The organism is Bremerella sp. TYQ1 (assembly GCF_020150455.1).
Classification (GTDB): domain Bacteria; phylum Planctomycetota; class Planctomycetia; order Pirellulales; family Pirellulaceae; genus Bremerella; species Bremerella volcania_A.
This window is the reverse complement of sequence record NZ_CP083740.1, coordinates 302,120-318,266: the sequence shown is the minus strand read 5'-3', so window position 1 is coordinate 318,266 and position 16,147 is coordinate 302,120. Positions and strand designations below refer to the sequence as shown.

The window sequence follows — 16,147 nt, the reverse complement described above, 5'->3', positions numbered from 1 at the left end:
CGTAGCCGCCGTTAAGGCTAGATGACGAAATCAGGCAAATTGCATGAAACCCTCTCTCTTTGCGCACCCATCACTCGCTTTTGCGCACCACCGCCCCCGAACCGGGTCGATGTTTCGTGACATTGCCTTAGCGTTGACCCATGCGGATCCCCAGATCGACGTTGGGACTAACCCAGATCAGAATCGTCGATAACAAGACGGGCGCCAAAATGCTGTTTCAATTTCTCCAAATGATCTTCATTGAAGAAAGAACGATGGATATGCACGATTGGGGGCTGCATACCCATGATAAAACGGAATCGTCCCTCAGAAGTTAACTCGTTCTGATAGAACTGAAGGTCTAAGCCCTCGTGCGAAAAGCCGAACTGCAGCAATTCATCTACAATCGCATCGGAGCAATCGGTGTGATCAATATTAAGTTCTTTCAGGTGCGGCATATTCTCTGAACGTAGCAGTGACAGAACTCCTGAATCACCTAGTGGGTTTCCTTCTATATCAAGCCGTGATAACCAACGCATGCGCGGCGAATCTGCCAAAATCTGGGCATGCTCGGCAGACAACGAACCACCACTCAGCATCAAATTACGCAAACCTGTCGCATCTTCCGCCGATGCGATATCTGGATCGGGGAAAATTGTCGAATGGCAAAACCGCTCGAAAACTTCCGGCCAGAAATAACTAAGATTTGTTCGGACCCAAATCCATTTCAGGCGATCAAGCCGAGCCCACTCCATTCCTTCGATATCAGCGATCGTGGCCGAATTACGAAATCCATAACGAAGAACCATCGCTTCAAGCTGAGCAAGTTGAGGCGGCTTCCACGCCTGAGGATTTTTCCAGCCTTCAAATTCGATGTAGATGGATCGCAGCGTGGGATAAGCCTGGAACAGTAAATGGGCTTTCTCCGGCAGCACGCCTGGCACGCGAATCCCGACGAACTCTACCAAGCCGCCGCGGTGCCAATCGATAGGATTGTATTGATTTCCATCAGATGGCCAAATGCCGAGAGCCGCCAACGGCCGGAGCCAATGATGGGCATGCTCGTAGCAATACGCGTCCCGCTTTGCGACCAATTCTGCATAACCTTCGGACGCAAGATCGCCGTTTTCGACTTCGCAGTCGAGACGGATAAACTCGCCTTGTAAGTCGTCCCGTTTACTGAGCAGGTCTGCATATTCCAGCCGTGCTTCTAGCTCGGTTTCATCTCGCAGAGCGATTTGTCGCAGCAGTTTTTCTTCTCGTTCAGGGCGACGAACAGGGAACACATCCTCCATCGCAACATCTGGTTTCCCAAGACTTCGTGTCGCCCAAAACCATTTTTCCATTGCGGCTAACTCATCGTCGTCAGCCGCCCACCAGGCACGTTCTTCACCATCCCGATTAAGATAGGCTAACGTCGGAATGCCTTCGACTTGGGGATACCAAACCGGCGACGAACCCAACGGATGAGCCGACTCGATGATCGGCATGTAGGCGTCACCGATTTGCGGCAAATCGGTTGAAAAAGTACGGGAACGCCCTCCTAGCATTCCGCCGGCGATCACCATGGAAGCCATTCGCAAGAAGTCACGACGGCCTAGTGGATTCAACATGGGATCGCCTCCTTGGATACGAATGACTTACTCCGACTTCAAACCGGCCGTGTTTTCGGAGATCACTTGGTATTGATAGGACTCACCTGGTTGGGCTGTTTTGTCGGTGAATTTCATTTCGACGAGGGGCTGGATGGGGGTGTCGCTGTATTGGAGTCCTTGGAAGACGGATCGGCCGAACGGGTTTTTGGACTTCTCCGGGACTTGGGCGATCGGTTTGCCGTCGCGAAGAATCGTGAACGGAGCGAGACCGCTCTCGATGTCGGCTTCGCATTGCCACGTGATCGTATTGCCGTCGACGGTAACGTGGGTTGCGGCTGGAGGCGGGGTGGTGTCGGTCACGTTGGTATCGTGCATGTACTGTTTCCAGGCCTTCGCAACGGCAACGCTAGGGAGCCAGATCGATTGCTTCTTATCGCCGGTGAATTTTAGGGCGGCGACCGGGGCGACCACTTCTTCTTCCGGCATTGGCAACGGAGCGAGTAACCCGGCATTTTCGTTCAGGGGATTAAGAGGCTGCCCCATTTCCTTCGGCAATCGCTGCGTCAGGCAGGCATCCAGCCAAGGGATGGCCAGGTATCGCTGATTGCCGCACTGATGGCTCGTCAGCGGATCGACCGAAACGGCGACAAGTCCTCCTTGCTCGCGCATTTTGCCGAAGAAAGATTGCACGCCAGGCCAGACGCCGGAGAACCGCTTGCCGCTGACGGTGAAACCTTCTTCCGTGCCTAAGTTGCACATCACGGGGACAGCCAATGCGGCCGTCGGAATCGTTTCGTAAGGATTGATGTTGCGGCCCTCTTGCTTCTCGAACAGCGGCACGCCACTTCGCAGCCATGCCGCGGCAACACGCTCAGGGTGCAGCATCACCATGCCGCCACACCAATGCCCACCGCCGCTGTGTCCCCAAATTGCCCACGGGACGGTCGCCAATTCGGCGTGGCCAGTTTGCTGGGCGAAGTCGGCAAGCCCTTGTTGAAACGCAGCCGACGAACCATTGCGAGGATCGCACCAAAGCTGGCAATTGGCGTCGGCCGGTTGTTCATAGACAGGCGACAGCAGCGCGCAGTCATGCTTCTTCGCCAAGGCCTGCCAATGTAAGTCGAATACGCCGGTTTGCCCCGAGCGGCAGGAACCGACGCCGCAGCCATGCTGATGGACGATCACCCCACGTAGCGTCTCCACCCCTTCCGGAACCCACAGCGTATAGGTGACCGGAAATTGCAGTTCGCCTGGCTTCGTCGAAGCTTCGTATCGGACTCGGTAATAAGGCTCGGCGACAGGGACGGGATCGTTGTAGGGGTTTTCGGTTTCCTGTGCGAACGAAGTCGCGGCAAGCAGAAGCAATAAGGCAAGCGAACGCATGGGGCGGTCCTTTTTGGGGCAGGCAAACAGTTCAGGGAGGAGCCGTTCAGTTTGACCGACACGCACGCCATTTTCCAGCACCGACTGACGCATAATTGCAATCATGCTGAAATCGATTACGCTAAATTGCCTCGTTACTGCCTCCCCTGCCCCATTCCGCGAGACGAATCTCATGCCCACGACGCGAACTCTATTGGCTTGTTCCACTTTGCTGCTGGTTGCTGGCGTCTGCATTGCCGACGACTTCCAGCCGAACCAATCCGAGATGCCGGTGGCTCCGCCGGAAGGGGCGATCGTTTTGCTGGACGAGACGACCAACGACTTCCTCAACAAGCATGGCGAAGCGATCGATTGGCCGCTGGAAGAAGGCGTGGCCACTTCGACACGCGGGGAAGGTCGCTCGAATCATATCGTCTCGAAGACATTCTTCCGCGACGCCGACATTCATGCTGAGTTCAAGCTTCCCAAGAAAGGAAGCGGCAACAGCGGTATCTACATTCATGGCAACTACGAACTGCAGATCATCAATTCGGTCGGCAAGGAAAAGCTCGACCAAGGCGACATCGGCGCCGTCTACGGTTTCGCCCCGGCGATGGTAAATGCTGGCAAAGGGCCAGGCGAATGGCAAGTGTACGACATCCGCTATCGAGCCCCACGCCGTGACGAGAATGGCAAGATTACTGAAGAAGGAAGCATCACCGCGTGGCTTAACGGTCAGAAGGTGCAAGACGAAACGAAGCTCGGTGAACCACGTTCCAAATATCACCCTTACCGCTACAACACGACTGATTACCTGAAAGCAATCTGGGAGCACCAGAAAGAAACGTCGGTCGGGCCTGTCTTTCTGCAAGATCACGATAACGCGGTCGAGTTCCGCAACGTGTGGATCAAGCCTCTCGACGAAAAGGCGATTGTGTACGAAGGCGCGAAGTAAGTGTTATTCAGGGAGGCGTTGTCCTGTCCAAGGGCAAAACTTCCAAGAGATGTCCGCGTCGCGACCGTTGGGACATTTCCGCGGTACGTACAAAGAGTTCATGGGAAGCTCCGCGTAGCTATCCACATTCTGGCCGCTCTCTCGAACCATACGGATGTCGATTCGCCCAGGCTCGTAGGCATCGATAATGGGCGAGCCATCCGGGTTACGATTGTCGATGACCACAATCTCGAGATGCTTGCCGGCCTCGCCGATCGTTCCTTCGACCATTGGTCGCATGTTCTTCAAAACGAAATCGATAAACGGGTTCGTTTTTTCCGTGATGGAAAGCATCTTCCGCTTTCCCTGCGTATCGATCACAGAGATCTTGAAGCCTTTCAGGATCTCTTCTCGATCGTAGAACTGGGTGGGATTCGGGGCAGGCTGGTGCTCGCCTAATAGAAGCCCTACCAAGAACACGCCATCGAGCTGTTTCAATGCGTCTTGGCGTTCTTTGTCAGGCATCGTTTCGTTTTTGGCGAAGATTACTTGCCAATAGGCGTGCGGGATCCAAAACGCTTTGCCGATGTAGCGACCGTCCGGATCACGATTCGTGGCAGGAAGCAATTCGCATTCACGCATCATCAACGCGACATTCACCTCTTTCAGCGGCTTACGTTCGGCGGCTGAAAGAGTCGACGCGAAAAATAGGCCCGCTAGGGCGAAGCAAGCTAACCAACATTTCATCACAACCTCCGGACACACGGGATGAATTGGCATCTGAAGTCGATGTGCGTCAAGAAGAATAACCCGCGGAAGAACAACACGCACATCAAGTCGACGACCAGCGGACAGTCACCCCACTGCTCTAGTCTTGTTCGCTCAATTTGCGGCGTTCTTCTTCGTGCACGACTCTCCATATCATTTGTCCGTTGGCGTCGGCGTCGTAGGAACGTGCCGGATAGGCACCGACCGATAGCATTCGTCGGGCAATTTTGCGAGCTGTCGCTTCATCGTTTAATCGCGAGGCGAGCTCCATACCAAACGACATCGCGTCGACATCTTCCGTTTGTTCAGCAATGGTTACCATACCGCGTAACGCCCTGGCTCGATCGGCAGGCACGCTCTCTGGCTGTGTCGAAGTGAAGTAACGATTGATATCTGTTCGCTGGAACATTCGAGCATACAGAACGTCCCCTTTCACGCCGCCAGCTTGATCGGCAATCTTCTTCGTAAATCCGTTGACTGTCGAATCAGGCAGTTTGTTCCGACTGACAACACGGTGCTGGGCTTCGTACGCGAAGACGGGGTAGTACTCAGGCCACCGCCGCAGGGCTTTTTCCATTTTGGCATCGACCTGACTTTTCAGCTTCTTATTACCAATGGTGGCATGAATGAACGTCCAATACGCCTCGGCGGGAATGTGCTCCTGCTGGAAGATTGGCTCCATGAGCTCGTTCCACGCATCTTGCCGAAACTGATTGGTTTTCAGAATTTCGTCGGTTCGCGACCGCTGCTTTTCACTGGGGAAGAAGTAAGACCACCAACTACGGTCCTGGATTTCCTTGACCTCTTGCATCACCTCCTTGATCTCGAACTTGTCGAACGTTGCGTCGTGCTTCAGTTCGTAGACAACCATCCGCATAATCTGCGCCTGGTCGGGGTTCTTTTTCACCCATAGCTCGTAAAGCTTGTCGCGTGTTTCATCCGCTTTGTGAGGCTCGTCAAACTCTTTGATCCAATTGACAATCTGACGATTAGGGGCTTGCTTGACCTTAGTATAGAAGATGTCGGTCCGCCCATCCCAGCGCGCCGCCAATTCCTCGATGGCGTCAAATCGATTGTCAGTCAGCCACTGCACGATCGTTTGATGCGTAAGCTCCAGAGCCGAGATTTCATCCCCTTCCAACTGCCAAACCGCAGGGTGGACCGATTTCTGTAGCTCGTTCAGTTCACACATCATCGCTAGCCCTGAACCGTGCAAGATAGGCTTGCCCATCTGATGTCCGACTGTCGGAAGTCGAATTGAGTTGACCTCTTGCCCCGAGGCCATATCGAAAACATCGAGGTGAGTTGACTGCCAAACCCAGGCGTACGATTTCTCCGGCGAGATAGTAACTCGCTCGATCGGGGCATGGTCGGAGATCTCGAACTCTTGATGAGGTAGCAGGCGATCAGGCTGATCAGGGTCGATCCGCGCGGTGACCAGCGTTCCGCGTTCTGCCCAGGCCATCCCTTCGGGGCCTGCTGCCAGATCTCCTTCGGAAGTCCCAAATTCGGGATTACTCCCAGGCGTTTCGAACTTTTGCGGCGGAGCGTCGCCATCGTGAATGAGGTGCTTGAATTTGCGGCCCTGTTGAATGACTTTCCACCACCGGTTGTCGTCGATCGCCGCCATTTGGACGCTGTTGCTTCCTAGTGATACACCAACTTGGTGAATGTCCGTAGCTTTCTCCATTAACGGGGCAACAAACGAATTCCCCTGGCTGTCGACGGCATAGATAAATCGTTCGTCCGCGGCGAAACCGACGCCGCAAATCCCACTATCCAGCGTATCGTGCGTGAAAAGCTTGTCGCCGTTGGCAGCATCCAGCACATCGATCGAACCACCAAGTTTGCCAACGAGCAGGTGTTTTCCATCGCCAGAATAAGCACACGCCGACACTGTGCCAGAATCCAACTCCCACAACAGTTGGTCCTTGTCGACATCCCAACAGATGGTTTTGCTTTTTTGGTTTTCGTAGGCATCGGCGACCAAATACTTGCCGTCATCCGAGATCGCCTGGACGAAACAGTGTTCATACGGGATCGTGGCTCTGGCGCGGATGAAGATCCTCAGCGGTTGGTGCTCTTCGATTCGCTGCTGAAACGTATCGACAAACTGCTTGGCGGAAGGCTTTTCCTCCGCCACAAGCGTCATGCCTGATGCCAGCATTCCCAGCAGCGCCAACCCGGTGGCCAGACATCGATTCAATAGAAACCCCATCCCAAGCCCCTGCCGCCACGAGTTCAAAGAAACGCAAACCTCAGCGGTGCAAGATACCCCACAAGAGGCAGGGACGCAAATTTATAGAAATAGAAGTGGAACAGCGCCAGAGGATGGTTTACGTTTTCGTGGCGCAATTCCTTGTCTTTACCACCGCCTATTTGCTGGCGATGGGAATATCGATCTGGTTTTTACCGGGGACGATTTCTTCGGTGATAGGCGAATCGTTTGGCGTTTTGAACTGACGAGCGATCCCCTTGGACGGTTTGCCAGATTCTTCGTCGGCCAAGCGAGTGACGCTGACTTTGTACTTCCCGGCGCTGATGCTTCGATTGCCGCGGCCCTGCATGAGTTGGAACTTACCCCCGTCGCGGGTAAAGCCCATTGCCGGAGCACCATCGTGCCCGACCGGGCTGAACATCACTTCGATCCCATCGGCAGGCTCACCGTCGATCGTTACCACGCCAGTCACCACCCCAGTCGTCCCACTGCTGCAACCGACAACGGAGAAAAGCAACAAACAGGTTGCTAGAAAAGTAAGAAACGTCTTCATATTCATGTTTAATGCGTAGTGTGAAAGTTAAACGACTGAGCGGGCAGAAAAGGGACAGGCCATAAGAAGGCACCTGTCACGCGGTGAACGCGAAACGACAGGTGCCATCGTTTTCCAAGCGATTAACGCTACGGCAGTTCGATCGTTTTTCCGTCCGAGCGAAGCGTTAGTGGCCGCACCACATTGGTTGGATTCGCGGTTTCAGGAATGAAGCGAACCGCGCCATCCCCTAACAGCATGTTGACGCCGCCGGGATGGAGACTGGAGAATCCTTTGCCAAGGTTCGCCGTTGCGCCGGTGGCACCGTAATCGAAATTGATCACGAAGTTGCTTCGTCCGGTCGTTCGTCCCACAAAGCCGCTACCGTTGTTGTTGTCGCGTCCAACACCAGCCCAAACGGCCGCACGGAAGTTGACACTCGTATCTTCCGAGTTGCCACCATCGCGTTCGCCGATCATTGCCGTGTTGCTTAGGCCATCGGTAATGTCTTTGAATCCGAGATAGCTGTTGCCATAGAAAACGGCTCCGCCATCGATATCGCCGGTCACGGAAACATCACCGATGCTGCAAATGTAGTTGGCCGTAGCGATATCGAAGTGATCGGAACCGAAGATGTCTTTATCGTTCAAATCGCCGGTCACGTCGCTGGGGCAGCGATAGCCGTCGATGACCGTTTGCAACAACGCTTTGTCCGTGGCGGTTGCCGATGACTTGAAGCGGTCTTTCAACGCAATGCGACCAGGGTCGAGTTGATCGTAAAGGTTCGACTGTTCGATGAACGGAAGAATCATCGATGCCCAACCATATTTCGGGTCGCTCGATCCATGACGACGGATCCAAGCGGCCGGCAATGCGTTGTAGGTATCGTGATAATTGTGCAGAGCCAGACCGATCTGCTTCAGGTTGTTTGTGCATTGCATACGACGTGCGGCTTCGCGGGCCTGTTGTACGGCCGGCAGCAGCAACGCGATCAGCACGCCGATAATGGCGATAACCACAAGAAGTTCTACTAACGTAAAACCACGACGCGTCTTCTTCATAAATGGAGTTCCAGGGGAAAGACTTTTAATAAGTAATGAGAATACTTAGCAACGCTAAGCCGGCTAAGTATATCGGAACCCTGCTATTTGTAAATGCAAAACCCTCACGGCATGACTAAGGGCCTGGGACTCGCCGTTACTGGTTGACATTCTACGCATTTCAGTCAAATCAGGTGGCTTAGATCCGCTCGTCCTTCCAACAGCTTTATCCCACCATTTTTAAGGGCTAAGCGATCGCTAAGTTGGGAATATTGCTTGAGAATCTTTACTTGAACGGCGTGCCCTTATCTCCAGGCTACTATTCGAGTTGTCGATGTAGGCGAGACCTGCCTGATATCGGACGCTACGCTTCAGCATTAATGAGGTCGCTGTATATTGGGGGAGATTACGGAGGAGTCTTTCAACAATTTCGCGACGAGCAAAGCCTCGGAAACGGGATGTTCGATCGCGGGAAACCGACCCAAGAAAAACAATTCGCAATCATCCCGAGACACTTTGTGAACCTGAAGACACTTGCGCGAATCATGTATTTCGGGGTCGTGCGTGTCGCAATTGTCCCAGCGGACTCCCAAAGTTCGGTCACCCGACTGAGCCCACGTTAAGGTGGTTAGGCAGGGAGTGGCTGTTACGATTGGCGAATTTCAGTTACGCTTTCGGTCCCGCCTAAATCAATCGCCTACCGTTGCGATTTGGTGCTAAATCGAGTAGTTGTATTAAATTACCGTTGAACGACTTAACCCCCTCGACAACTCTCCAATCACAAAGCAGCCGCCCGCATGAGCGAACAGGAAGCCAAGAAGGCCGAGGATAAGACCATTCTGCTGGTGGACGACGATACCGAAATCGTCGAGACAATGCGGTTCGCCCTGGAAGCGAAGGGATACCGTGTGCTGGTCGCTCGCGATGGCAATCAAGGCCTGGCCCTTGCCGAACGCGACGATCCCGATTTGATCGTTCTGGACATGATGATGCCTAAGCGAAGCGGTTTTCTGGTTCTGGAAAAGCTGCGTCAGACGCACAAAATTCCGACGAAAGTCATCATGGTTACCGGCAACGAAGGCAACCGCCACAAAGCGTACGCCGAGATGCTTGGAGTCGACGACTATATCCGCAAGCCGTTCCCGATGGATCGCTTGATCACCGCCGTGCAGAAGCTGATTGGTTAGACAGAAAGCTCGGGACGCCGCGTCAATTGAACATGGTGGCCGTGACATGGAGAGCCGCTTAATGGGGACGTGTTAAGCGGCGAAAAGCTTCCGGCACCGATGCCTACCTCGGCAAGTGCCGGCAAGTTGCCTTACATCACGCGATCGCTCGTTTTCTGGTCAAAGTCTGCCCACTAGCACCAATTCGCGTGCATCACCGTCTGTCGATCTTCCCTATTTTGAAAAAAAATGCGGGCCCCCGTTTCGGCGCTTCTTGCCGAGCGGAACTTCAACGAATTTAGCACGTTACAACTCGTACCATTTTTCACAAGAGATCCTTGGTGCGAACGCACGACAATCTTTTCTATTGCTAAGTTCGATAGTTCGGTCGATACTTCAAACAAGGGAAGGCAAAGTGATCTTGTAGCCGATCCGTTTCGCATTCTTCCCATTTGTTCTTTCTTCGCGACGTTCTTTCTCAATCGCGCTCGGCGTTTGGCACCTGATTTTTCCGAGATGGTGTGTGCGCGTGCGCGGACGTCGAAAGCATAAGCAGGAAAGATACGACTTGGCAAGAATCGCAGAATTCGTCATACAAGACGCCACGCCCTATCCCCTTTAAGTTTCGTAGCCTCGATTGGCTGACGATCTTGGCTGCGGACGATGTCCAACAGGACTCTGTCCAATCACAGGTCACCGAGTGGGACTCGGTTCCTTTAGCGCAGGAGGGATCAGCATATGGCCGGCGGTCGAGAAATTGTTTCGTTTCTGGCAGAGCGTCAGAATCTGGATCAGTTCCGCAAAAAGAACTGGCAAGGAACCTTCGAGGATTACCTCGACCTGGTCGCGAAAGACCCCGCGATTACCAGGAACGCGTTCCAGCGATGTTACGACATGATTCTTTCGTACGGCGTTGATACGTACGAAGTCAATCGCGAGAAAAAGGTTCATTACCGCTTCTTCGACGACCCTCTCGATCACGGCAAGGATGGCATCTTTGGCCTGGAAGACTCGCAAGTCCAATTGGTCAACGCGTTGAAAAGTGCCGCCCACGGTTACGGTATCGAAAAGCGTGTGCTCCTTTTGCATGGCCCTGTCGGAAGCAGCAAAAGCACCATGGCTCGGCTGTTGAAGAAAGGGATCGAACGGTACTCGACGCTCGACGAAGGTGCCGTCTATTCGCTCGGTTGGATCGATCCTGATAACCCGGACGATCCAGCGGCCATTCATTGGTGCCCGATGAACGAAGAGCCGCTGCACTTGATCCCCGAAGAGTTCCGCCGGGACGTTGTCGCCCAGTACCAGGAATCGAGCGCGCTGGCCGACTATCCGATCAACATCAGCGGCGAGCTTTGCCCCTTCTGCCGGTTCCACTACATGGACAGCCTTGCTCGCCATGGTGGGGATTGGACCAAAGTCATTCAAGATGTCCGCGTTCGCCGTGTGATCTTGAGCGAGAAAGACCGCATCGGCATTGGTACGTTCCAGCCGAAGGATGAGAAGAACCAAGACTCGACCGAACTGACCGGCGACATCAACTACCGCAAGATCGCCGAATATGGGACCGACAGTGATCCGCGGGCGTTCAATTTCGACGGCGAGTTCAACGTTGCCAACCGCGGGATTATCGAGTTTGTCGAAGTACTGAAGTTGGACGTGGCGTTTTTGTACGACCTGTTAGGTGCGAGCCAGGAACACAAAGTTAAACCGAAGAAGTTCGCTCAAACGGATATCGACGAAGTGATTCTCGGGCATACGAACGAGCCGGAATATCGTCGACTGCAGAACAACGAATTCATGGAAGCGTTGCGTGATCGTACCGTCAAGATCGATGTACCGTACGTCACGCGGCTTTCCAACGAAGTGAAGATCTACGAGAAGGACTACAACAACGAGAAAGTCAAAGGGAAACATATCGCACCGCATACGATTGAAATGGCGGCGATGTGGGCCGTTTTGACACGGCTGGAAGAACCGAAGAACGCCAGCTTGACGCTCCTGCAGAAATTGAAACTGTACGACGGCAAAAGCCTGCCAGGCTTTACCGAAGAAAACATCAAAGAGTTGAAATCGCAAGCCACACGCGAAGGGATGCAAGGGATCTCGCCGCGGTATGTGCAAGACAAGATTTCCAACGCCTTGGTCGCACATCCCGACGCGACTTCGATCAACCCATTTATGGTGTTGAACGAGCTCGAGTCGGGTCTCGGCAACCATTCCTTGATCACCAGCGAGGATCAGCGGGGGCACTACCGCCAGCTCCTCGAGGTGGTCAAGGAAGAGTACGAGAACATCGTCAAAAACGAAGTTCAGCGTGCGATCGCCGCCGACGAAGATGCGATGGCTCGTCTGTGTGCCAACTACATCGACAACGTCAAAGCGTACACTCAGCGGGAACGCGTGAAGAATAAATTCACCGGCCAATACGAAGAGCCGGATGAACGGTTGATGCGTTCGATCGAAGAGAAGATCGACATTCCCGATAGCCGCAAAGATGATTTCCGCCGCGAGATCATGAACTATATCGGTGCATTGTCGATCGACGGCAAGAAGTTTGACTACAAGACCAACGAGCGTCTGTACAAAGCACTCCAACTGAAGTTGTTCGAAGACCAGAAAGACTCGATCAAGCTGACGAGCCTCGTTTCCAGCGTCATCGATCAGGAGACGCAGGAAAAGATTGACGTGGTCAAACAACGACTCATCCGCGATCACGGTTACGACGACGAAAGCGCCACGGACGTGCTCAGCTTCGTCGCCAGCATCTTCGCCCGAGGGGATGTGACCGACTAAGTAAGCACACTCAACGTAACAACCAAGTATGGAACTGGGGATAGCATCCCCACCGTAGGACCCGCGTGTCGGATGCCAAGTGTTGCTTCATGATCTGCGACACACGAAGCCTACGGGACGCTTCCACGAGCGTTGTTGGCGTAACCTTCACCCTCGGAGCGTAAGCAAGGAGAAGTACCATGGGTTTGAAGATTGATCGCGACGTCCACCGCTTCCGCGAGATCGTTCGCGGTCGGATTCGTGATAATCTTCGGAAGTACATCACCCACGGCGAAATGATCGGCCGGAAGGGGAAGGATCTCGTTAGCATTCCGGTCCCCAGCTTGGATGTACCTCACTTCAAGTATGGAAAAAACAAAGGGGGCGTCGGCCAAGGCGATGGCGACGTCGGCGACCCCGTCGGTAAGGGAGACGATGGCGACGGAGCCGGTCAGGCAGGCAACGAAGCAGGTCGTCATATCCTGGAAGTTGACGTACCGCTGGAAGAACTGGCTGCAATGCTGGGAGACGAACTGGAGCTCCCTAAGATTGAGCCAAAGGGAGATGCCAACATCTCTCAATACAAAAATCGATACGACAGCATCCGCTCGACCGGGCCAGAGTCGTTGCGTCACTTCCGCCGGACCTATGTGAAAGCACTGCGTCGGCAAATTGCCTCAGGCGTTTACAACCCGAAGAACCCGATCATCATTCCAGTTCGCGAAGATACACGTTATCGCAGCTGGACAAGCATTCCGCAGCCAGAAGCAAACGCTGCGATTATTTACATCATGGACGTTTCGGGCTCGATGACGGACGACCAGAAAGAGATCGTTCGCACCGAAGCGTTCTGGATCGATACGTGGCTGCGAAGTCAGTACAAAGGCGTCGAACGTCGCTATGTGATCCATGATGCCGGGGCGAAAGAAGTCGACGAGAACACATTTTACCACACCCGTGAAAGTGGCGGCACGCGGATTAGTTCCGCCTATAAAGTTGCCCAGCAGATCTTGGAGAAAGAGTTCCCGACGTCGGAGTGGAACATTTACTGCTTCCAATTTTCCGATGGCGACAACTGGGGCGAAGACAACCGCAACTGCATGAAGATGCTCGACTCGGTCCTGATTCCAGCATGCAACTTGTTTTGCTACGGCCAAGTCGAAAGCCCTTACGGCAGCGGCGAATACATGAAATCGCTCGTCAACCAATTTGGCAAGAACCACGAGAAGCTGATCTTGTCTCATATCGAAGACAAGGATGCGATTTACGACTCGATCAAGCAGTTCCTCGGTAAAGGCAAGTAACCATCCCCCTTGAGGTGTTTCCCTATGTCGACCGCTGATTTCAATCCGGATGCTCCGCACACCTACTTAGTACGTGTCGGACACAACCAGATCACCGTTGTCTGCCAAACAGCCGCAGAAGCAATCGAGCGAGCCAAAAAGCAGTTACGTCGTGACTTTCCACGCCTGTGGGATGTGATCGGTTCGTTGTCGGAAAACAAGTTCGTCGTCGAGGAGTTGGATTAGCGGTCTACTCAGCTGGAAAAGAAAGACCGGGGGTCATGCCGTCGTCTTCGTAGGCGTGTTTTTTCAAGCGACGTGCACACGAAGAAGAGGGCATGGCACTTTGTCGAAAACGTCCCGGATTCACAGGGAGGAACCCCATGCCCATTACGCATCGAAGCTTCGCGAATCTGCCGGAAGAACTGGCGGAAGTGCAAATCGAAATCGAGCAACATGCACTCGATTACGGTTTGGACTTCTTCCCCACGATCTTTGAACTGGTTGACGTCGAGCAGCTGAACGCGATTGCTGCGATGGGTGGCTTCCCGACTCGTTACCCGCACTGGCGGTTCGGGATGGAGTTCGAACGCCTATCGAAGGGATATCACTACGGCCTACAGAAGATCTATGAACTGGTCATCAACAACAATCCTTGCTATGCCTATCTGCTTTCGAGCAACCACTACGCCGATCACAAGCTGGTGATGGCTCACGTGTATGGGCACTGCGACTTTTTCAAATGCAATCAATGGTTCAGCCAGACCGACCGAAAGATGATCGATCAGATGGCGAACCATGGCAACCGCATTCGTCGCTATATGAATCGTTTCGGCGTAAGCGAAGTCGAGAACTTTATCGATGCGTGTCTGAGCATTGAAGACCTGATCGATATTCACTCGCCATTCATCCAGCGATATCGAGGGGCCGACAAATACAAATTCAGCTCGAACACGGACGATGATGCCCCGGCCGAAATGGCGCCCAGTTTCAAACTGCCGGCCAAGGGTTATATGGACAACTTCATCAATCCGCGGAAGAAACCTTCTGAGGATGACGAAGCCCCGCGGCCAGCCCGAGCGATTCCGGTTCCGGACGAACCGATGAAAGATGTGATGCTGTTCCTGCTGCAGTACGCCCCTCTCCGACCATGGCAACTCGACGTTCTGTCAATGATTCGTGACGAAGCGTATTACTTCGCACCGCAGGGACAAACCAAGATCATGAATGAAGGTTGGGCCACCTATTGGCATTCGACCATCATGACGCGGCACGGACTGCATGCATCGGAAGTCATTAATTATGCCGATCACACCTCGGGCACGCTCGCGAGTAGTCCAACCCGATTGAACCCTTACAAGCTTGGTTTGGAACTGCTACGCGATATCGAGGACCGCTGGAATCGAGGCTGCTTCGGCCAGGATTATGAAGACTGCGACGATTTCGAGGCACGCCGCAACTGGAACACCGAAATCGGCCAAGGCCGTGAGAAGATCTTCGAGGTCCGTCGGATTCATAACGACCTGACGTTCATCGACGAATTCTTTACGCTCGACTTCTGTCGTCGCTACAAGATGTTTCAGTTCGGTTACAACGATTCGACTGAGTATTACGAAATCGAAAGCCGTGAGTTCCCCAAAGTGAAACAGCAGTTGCTGTTCAGCCTGACGAACATGGGACGGCCGGAGATCTTCGTGACGGATGGCAATTACAAGAACCGGGGCGAACTGTTGCTGACGCACCGCCATCACGGGATAGAGCTGAAGATGGATTATGCCCGCGATACGTTGACCAACATGTATACCCTGTGGAAGCGACCGGTCCATATTCAATCGGTGCTCGACGAGCAGGAAGTGCTTTTGAGCTGGGACGGGACGCACCACGAATGCACCAAAATGGAAACCGATTCGTAGAACAAATAACCCGCAATCGCCAGCGATTGAATGCATCCGCTGGCCACCTGATAACCATTCATTCCGAACAAAAGGAGGGCAAAGAGATGACTCAGGAAATAAGACCTCAAGACTTAAGACAATGCCTGGATAACCATCCAGCGCCGAACAGGAAGTTCGAAACGGCGCTAAACCAGGGAAAGGTCTCAGCCACCGACCTGACGGTCGAAAAGGTGGGCGTATCGACCCGCCAAATCGATTACCGATTCAACGAGGCCAAAAGCGATGAAGCGGCAAGTGACGTTGCGGAAAACCTGGTTCGCCGTGTCGACTACCTGTTGGAACCGTTGGCGATCATTGAACGAGATCCGCGCGAAAGCCAAATTCAAATCCGTTCACAAACGCCATCGACAGATGGCAACTCGCGGCGTTATTACGAGGTAAACGTCGACAGGCAAGGCGTATCGATCGAACGCTATCAGGCCTCCGGCAACTCTCGCGAAAACGACGACATCAACCTGACCAGGGAATCGTTCGAGCGATTGTGCCGCGATCTGGACGACTCCGCAGCCCCCAAGCCCCGCAAGTAAGGGAAATTAATGCCGG

13 protein-coding genes are annotated in these 16,147 nt (G+C 53.6%); 7 read left to right on the top strand and 6 right to left on the bottom strand.

From position 1 onward, the window contains the following. Positions 1-167: 167 nt before the first annotated feature. Entirely contained in the window at positions 168-1,592 is a 1,425-nt protein-coding gene (locus LA756_RS01205) for a hypothetical protein (RefSeq protein ID WP_224438062.1), read from the bottom strand. A 27-nt stretch (positions 1,593-1,619) separates the two neighbouring features. Next, the gene (locus LA756_RS01200) at positions 1,620-3,062 is read right to left on the bottom strand and encodes a S9 family peptidase (protein ID WP_224438061.1); all 1,443 of its coding nucleotides are present in this window, start codon (positions 3,060-3,062) and stop codon (positions 1,620-1,622) included. A gap of 67 nt (positions 3,063-3,129) precedes the next feature. Between LA756_RS01200 and LA756_RS01195 the strand changes: the two genes are divergently transcribed. After that, the gene (locus tag LA756_RS01195) at positions 3,130-3,891 is read left to right on the top strand and encodes a DUF1080 domain-containing protein (protein ID WP_224438060.1); all 762 of its coding nucleotides are present in this window, start codon (positions 3,130-3,132) and stop codon (positions 3,889-3,891) included. A 3-nt stretch (positions 3,892-3,894) separates the two neighbouring features. Here LA756_RS01195 and LA756_RS01190 read toward each other — a convergent pair whose 3' ends face one another. From LA756_RS01190 to LA756_RS01175, 4 genes are all read right to left on the bottom strand, one after another. Then, positions 3,895-4,617, bottom strand: coding sequence for a hypothetical protein (locus LA756_RS01190; protein WP_224438059.1), 723 nt, complete (start codon positions 4,615-4,617; stop codon positions 3,895-3,897). Between the two features lie 121 nt (positions 4,618-4,738). Continuing rightward, positions 4,739-6,856, bottom strand: a complete 2,118-nt coding sequence (locus LA756_RS01185; protein ID WP_224438058.1) for a WD40 repeat domain-containing protein — start codon at positions 6,854-6,856, stop codon at positions 4,739-4,741. A 157-nt stretch (positions 6,857-7,013) separates the two neighbouring features. After that, on the bottom strand, positions 7,014-7,415 hold the full coding sequence (locus tag LA756_RS01180) for a hypothetical protein (protein ID WP_224438057.1): 402 nt from the start codon (positions 7,413-7,415) through the stop codon (positions 7,014-7,016). A 122-nt stretch (positions 7,416-7,537) separates the two neighbouring features. Beyond that, on the bottom strand, positions 7,538-8,449 hold the full coding sequence (locus tag LA756_RS01175) for a DUF1559 domain-containing protein (RefSeq protein WP_224438056.1): 912 nt from the start codon (positions 8,447-8,449) through the stop codon (positions 7,538-7,540). 776 nt (positions 8,450-9,225) lie between these two features. On the opposite strand from LA756_RS01175, the gene LA756_RS01170 reads away from it, so the two are divergent. The 6 genes from LA756_RS01170 (at position 9,226) to LA756_RS01145 (ending at position 16,131) form a co-directional block, all read left to right on the top strand. Then, positions 9,226-9,615: a response regulator transcription factor gene (locus LA756_RS01170; RefSeq protein WP_224438055.1), complete on the top strand. Its 390-nt coding sequence runs from the start codon at positions 9,226-9,228 to the stop codon at positions 9,613-9,615. Positions 9,616-10,332: 717 nt separating this feature from the next. Continuing rightward, positions 10,333-12,387: a PrkA family serine protein kinase gene (locus tag LA756_RS01165; RefSeq protein ID WP_224438054.1), complete on the top strand. Its 2,055-nt coding sequence runs from the start codon at positions 10,333-10,335 to the stop codon at positions 12,385-12,387. A gap of 179 nt (positions 12,388-12,566) precedes the next feature. Next, entirely contained in the window at positions 12,567-13,670 is a 1,104-nt protein-coding gene (locus LA756_RS01160; RefSeq protein ID WP_224438053.1) for a DUF444 family protein, read from the top strand. Positions 13,671-13,694: 24 nt separating this feature from the next. After that, positions 13,695-13,895, top strand: coding sequence for a hypothetical protein (locus tag LA756_RS01155; RefSeq protein WP_224438052.1), 201 nt, complete (start codon positions 13,695-13,697; stop codon positions 13,893-13,895). A gap of 137 nt (positions 13,896-14,032) precedes the next feature. Further along, entirely contained in the window at positions 14,033-15,562 is a 1,530-nt protein-coding gene (locus LA756_RS01150; protein ID WP_224438051.1) for a SpoVR family protein, read from the top strand. 86 nt (positions 15,563-15,648) lie between these two features. Beyond that, the gene (locus LA756_RS01145; protein WP_224438050.1) at positions 15,649-16,131 is read left to right on the top strand and encodes a hypothetical protein; all 483 of its coding nucleotides are present in this window, start codon (positions 15,649-15,651) and stop codon (positions 16,129-16,131) included. Positions 16,132-16,147 lie beyond the last annotated feature (16 nt).

What these genes read in the sequence shown, in the direction of transcription:
- LA756_RS01165 (WP_224438054.1), top strand. Translation starts at nt 10,333, where the DNA reads ATGGCCGGCGGTCGAGAAATTGTTTCGTTTCTGGCAGAGCGTCAGAAT.
- LA756_RS01155 (WP_224438052.1), top strand. Translation starts at nt 13,695, where the DNA reads ATGTCGACCGCTGATTTCAATCCGGATGCTCCGCACACCTACTTAGTA.
- LA756_RS01205 (WP_224438062.1), bottom strand. Translation starts at nt 1,592, where the DNA reads ATGTTGAATCCACTAGGCCGTCGTGACTTCTTGCGAATGGCTTCCATG.
- LA756_RS01185 (WP_224438058.1), bottom strand. Translation starts at nt 6,856, where the DNA reads ATGGGGTTTCTATTGAATCGATGTCTGGCCACCGGGTTGGCGCTGCTG.
- LA756_RS01200 (WP_224438061.1), bottom strand. Translation starts at nt 3,062, where the DNA reads ATGATTGCAATTATGCGTCAGTCGGTGCTGGAAAATGGCGTGCGTGTC.
- LA756_RS01175 (WP_224438056.1), bottom strand. Translation starts at nt 8,449, where the DNA reads ATGAAGAAGACGCGTCGTGGTTTTACGTTAGTAGAACTTCTTGTGGTT.
- LA756_RS01170 (WP_224438055.1), top strand. Translation starts at nt 9,226, where the DNA reads ATGAGCGAACAGGAAGCCAAGAAGGCCGAGGATAAGACCATTCTGCTG.
- LA756_RS01160 (WP_224438053.1), top strand. Translation starts at nt 12,567, where the DNA reads ATGGGTTTGAAGATTGATCGCGACGTCCACCGCTTCCGCGAGATCGTT.
- LA756_RS01145 (WP_224438050.1), top strand. Translation starts at nt 15,649, where the DNA reads ATGACTCAGGAAATAAGACCTCAAGACTTAAGACAATGCCTGGATAAC.
- LA756_RS01190 (WP_224438059.1), bottom strand. Translation starts at nt 4,617, where the DNA reads ATGAAATGTTGGTTAGCTTGCTTCGCCCTAGCGGGCCTATTTTTCGCG.
- LA756_RS01150 (WP_224438051.1), top strand. Translation starts at nt 14,033, where the DNA reads ATGCCCATTACGCATCGAAGCTTCGCGAATCTGCCGGAAGAACTGGCG.
- LA756_RS01180 (WP_224438057.1), bottom strand. Translation starts at nt 7,415, where the DNA reads ATGAATATGAAGACGTTTCTTACTTTTCTAGCAACCTGTTTGTTGCTT.
- LA756_RS01195 (WP_224438060.1), top strand. Translation starts at nt 3,130, where the DNA reads ATGCCCACGACGCGAACTCTATTGGCTTGTTCCACTTTGCTGCTGGTT.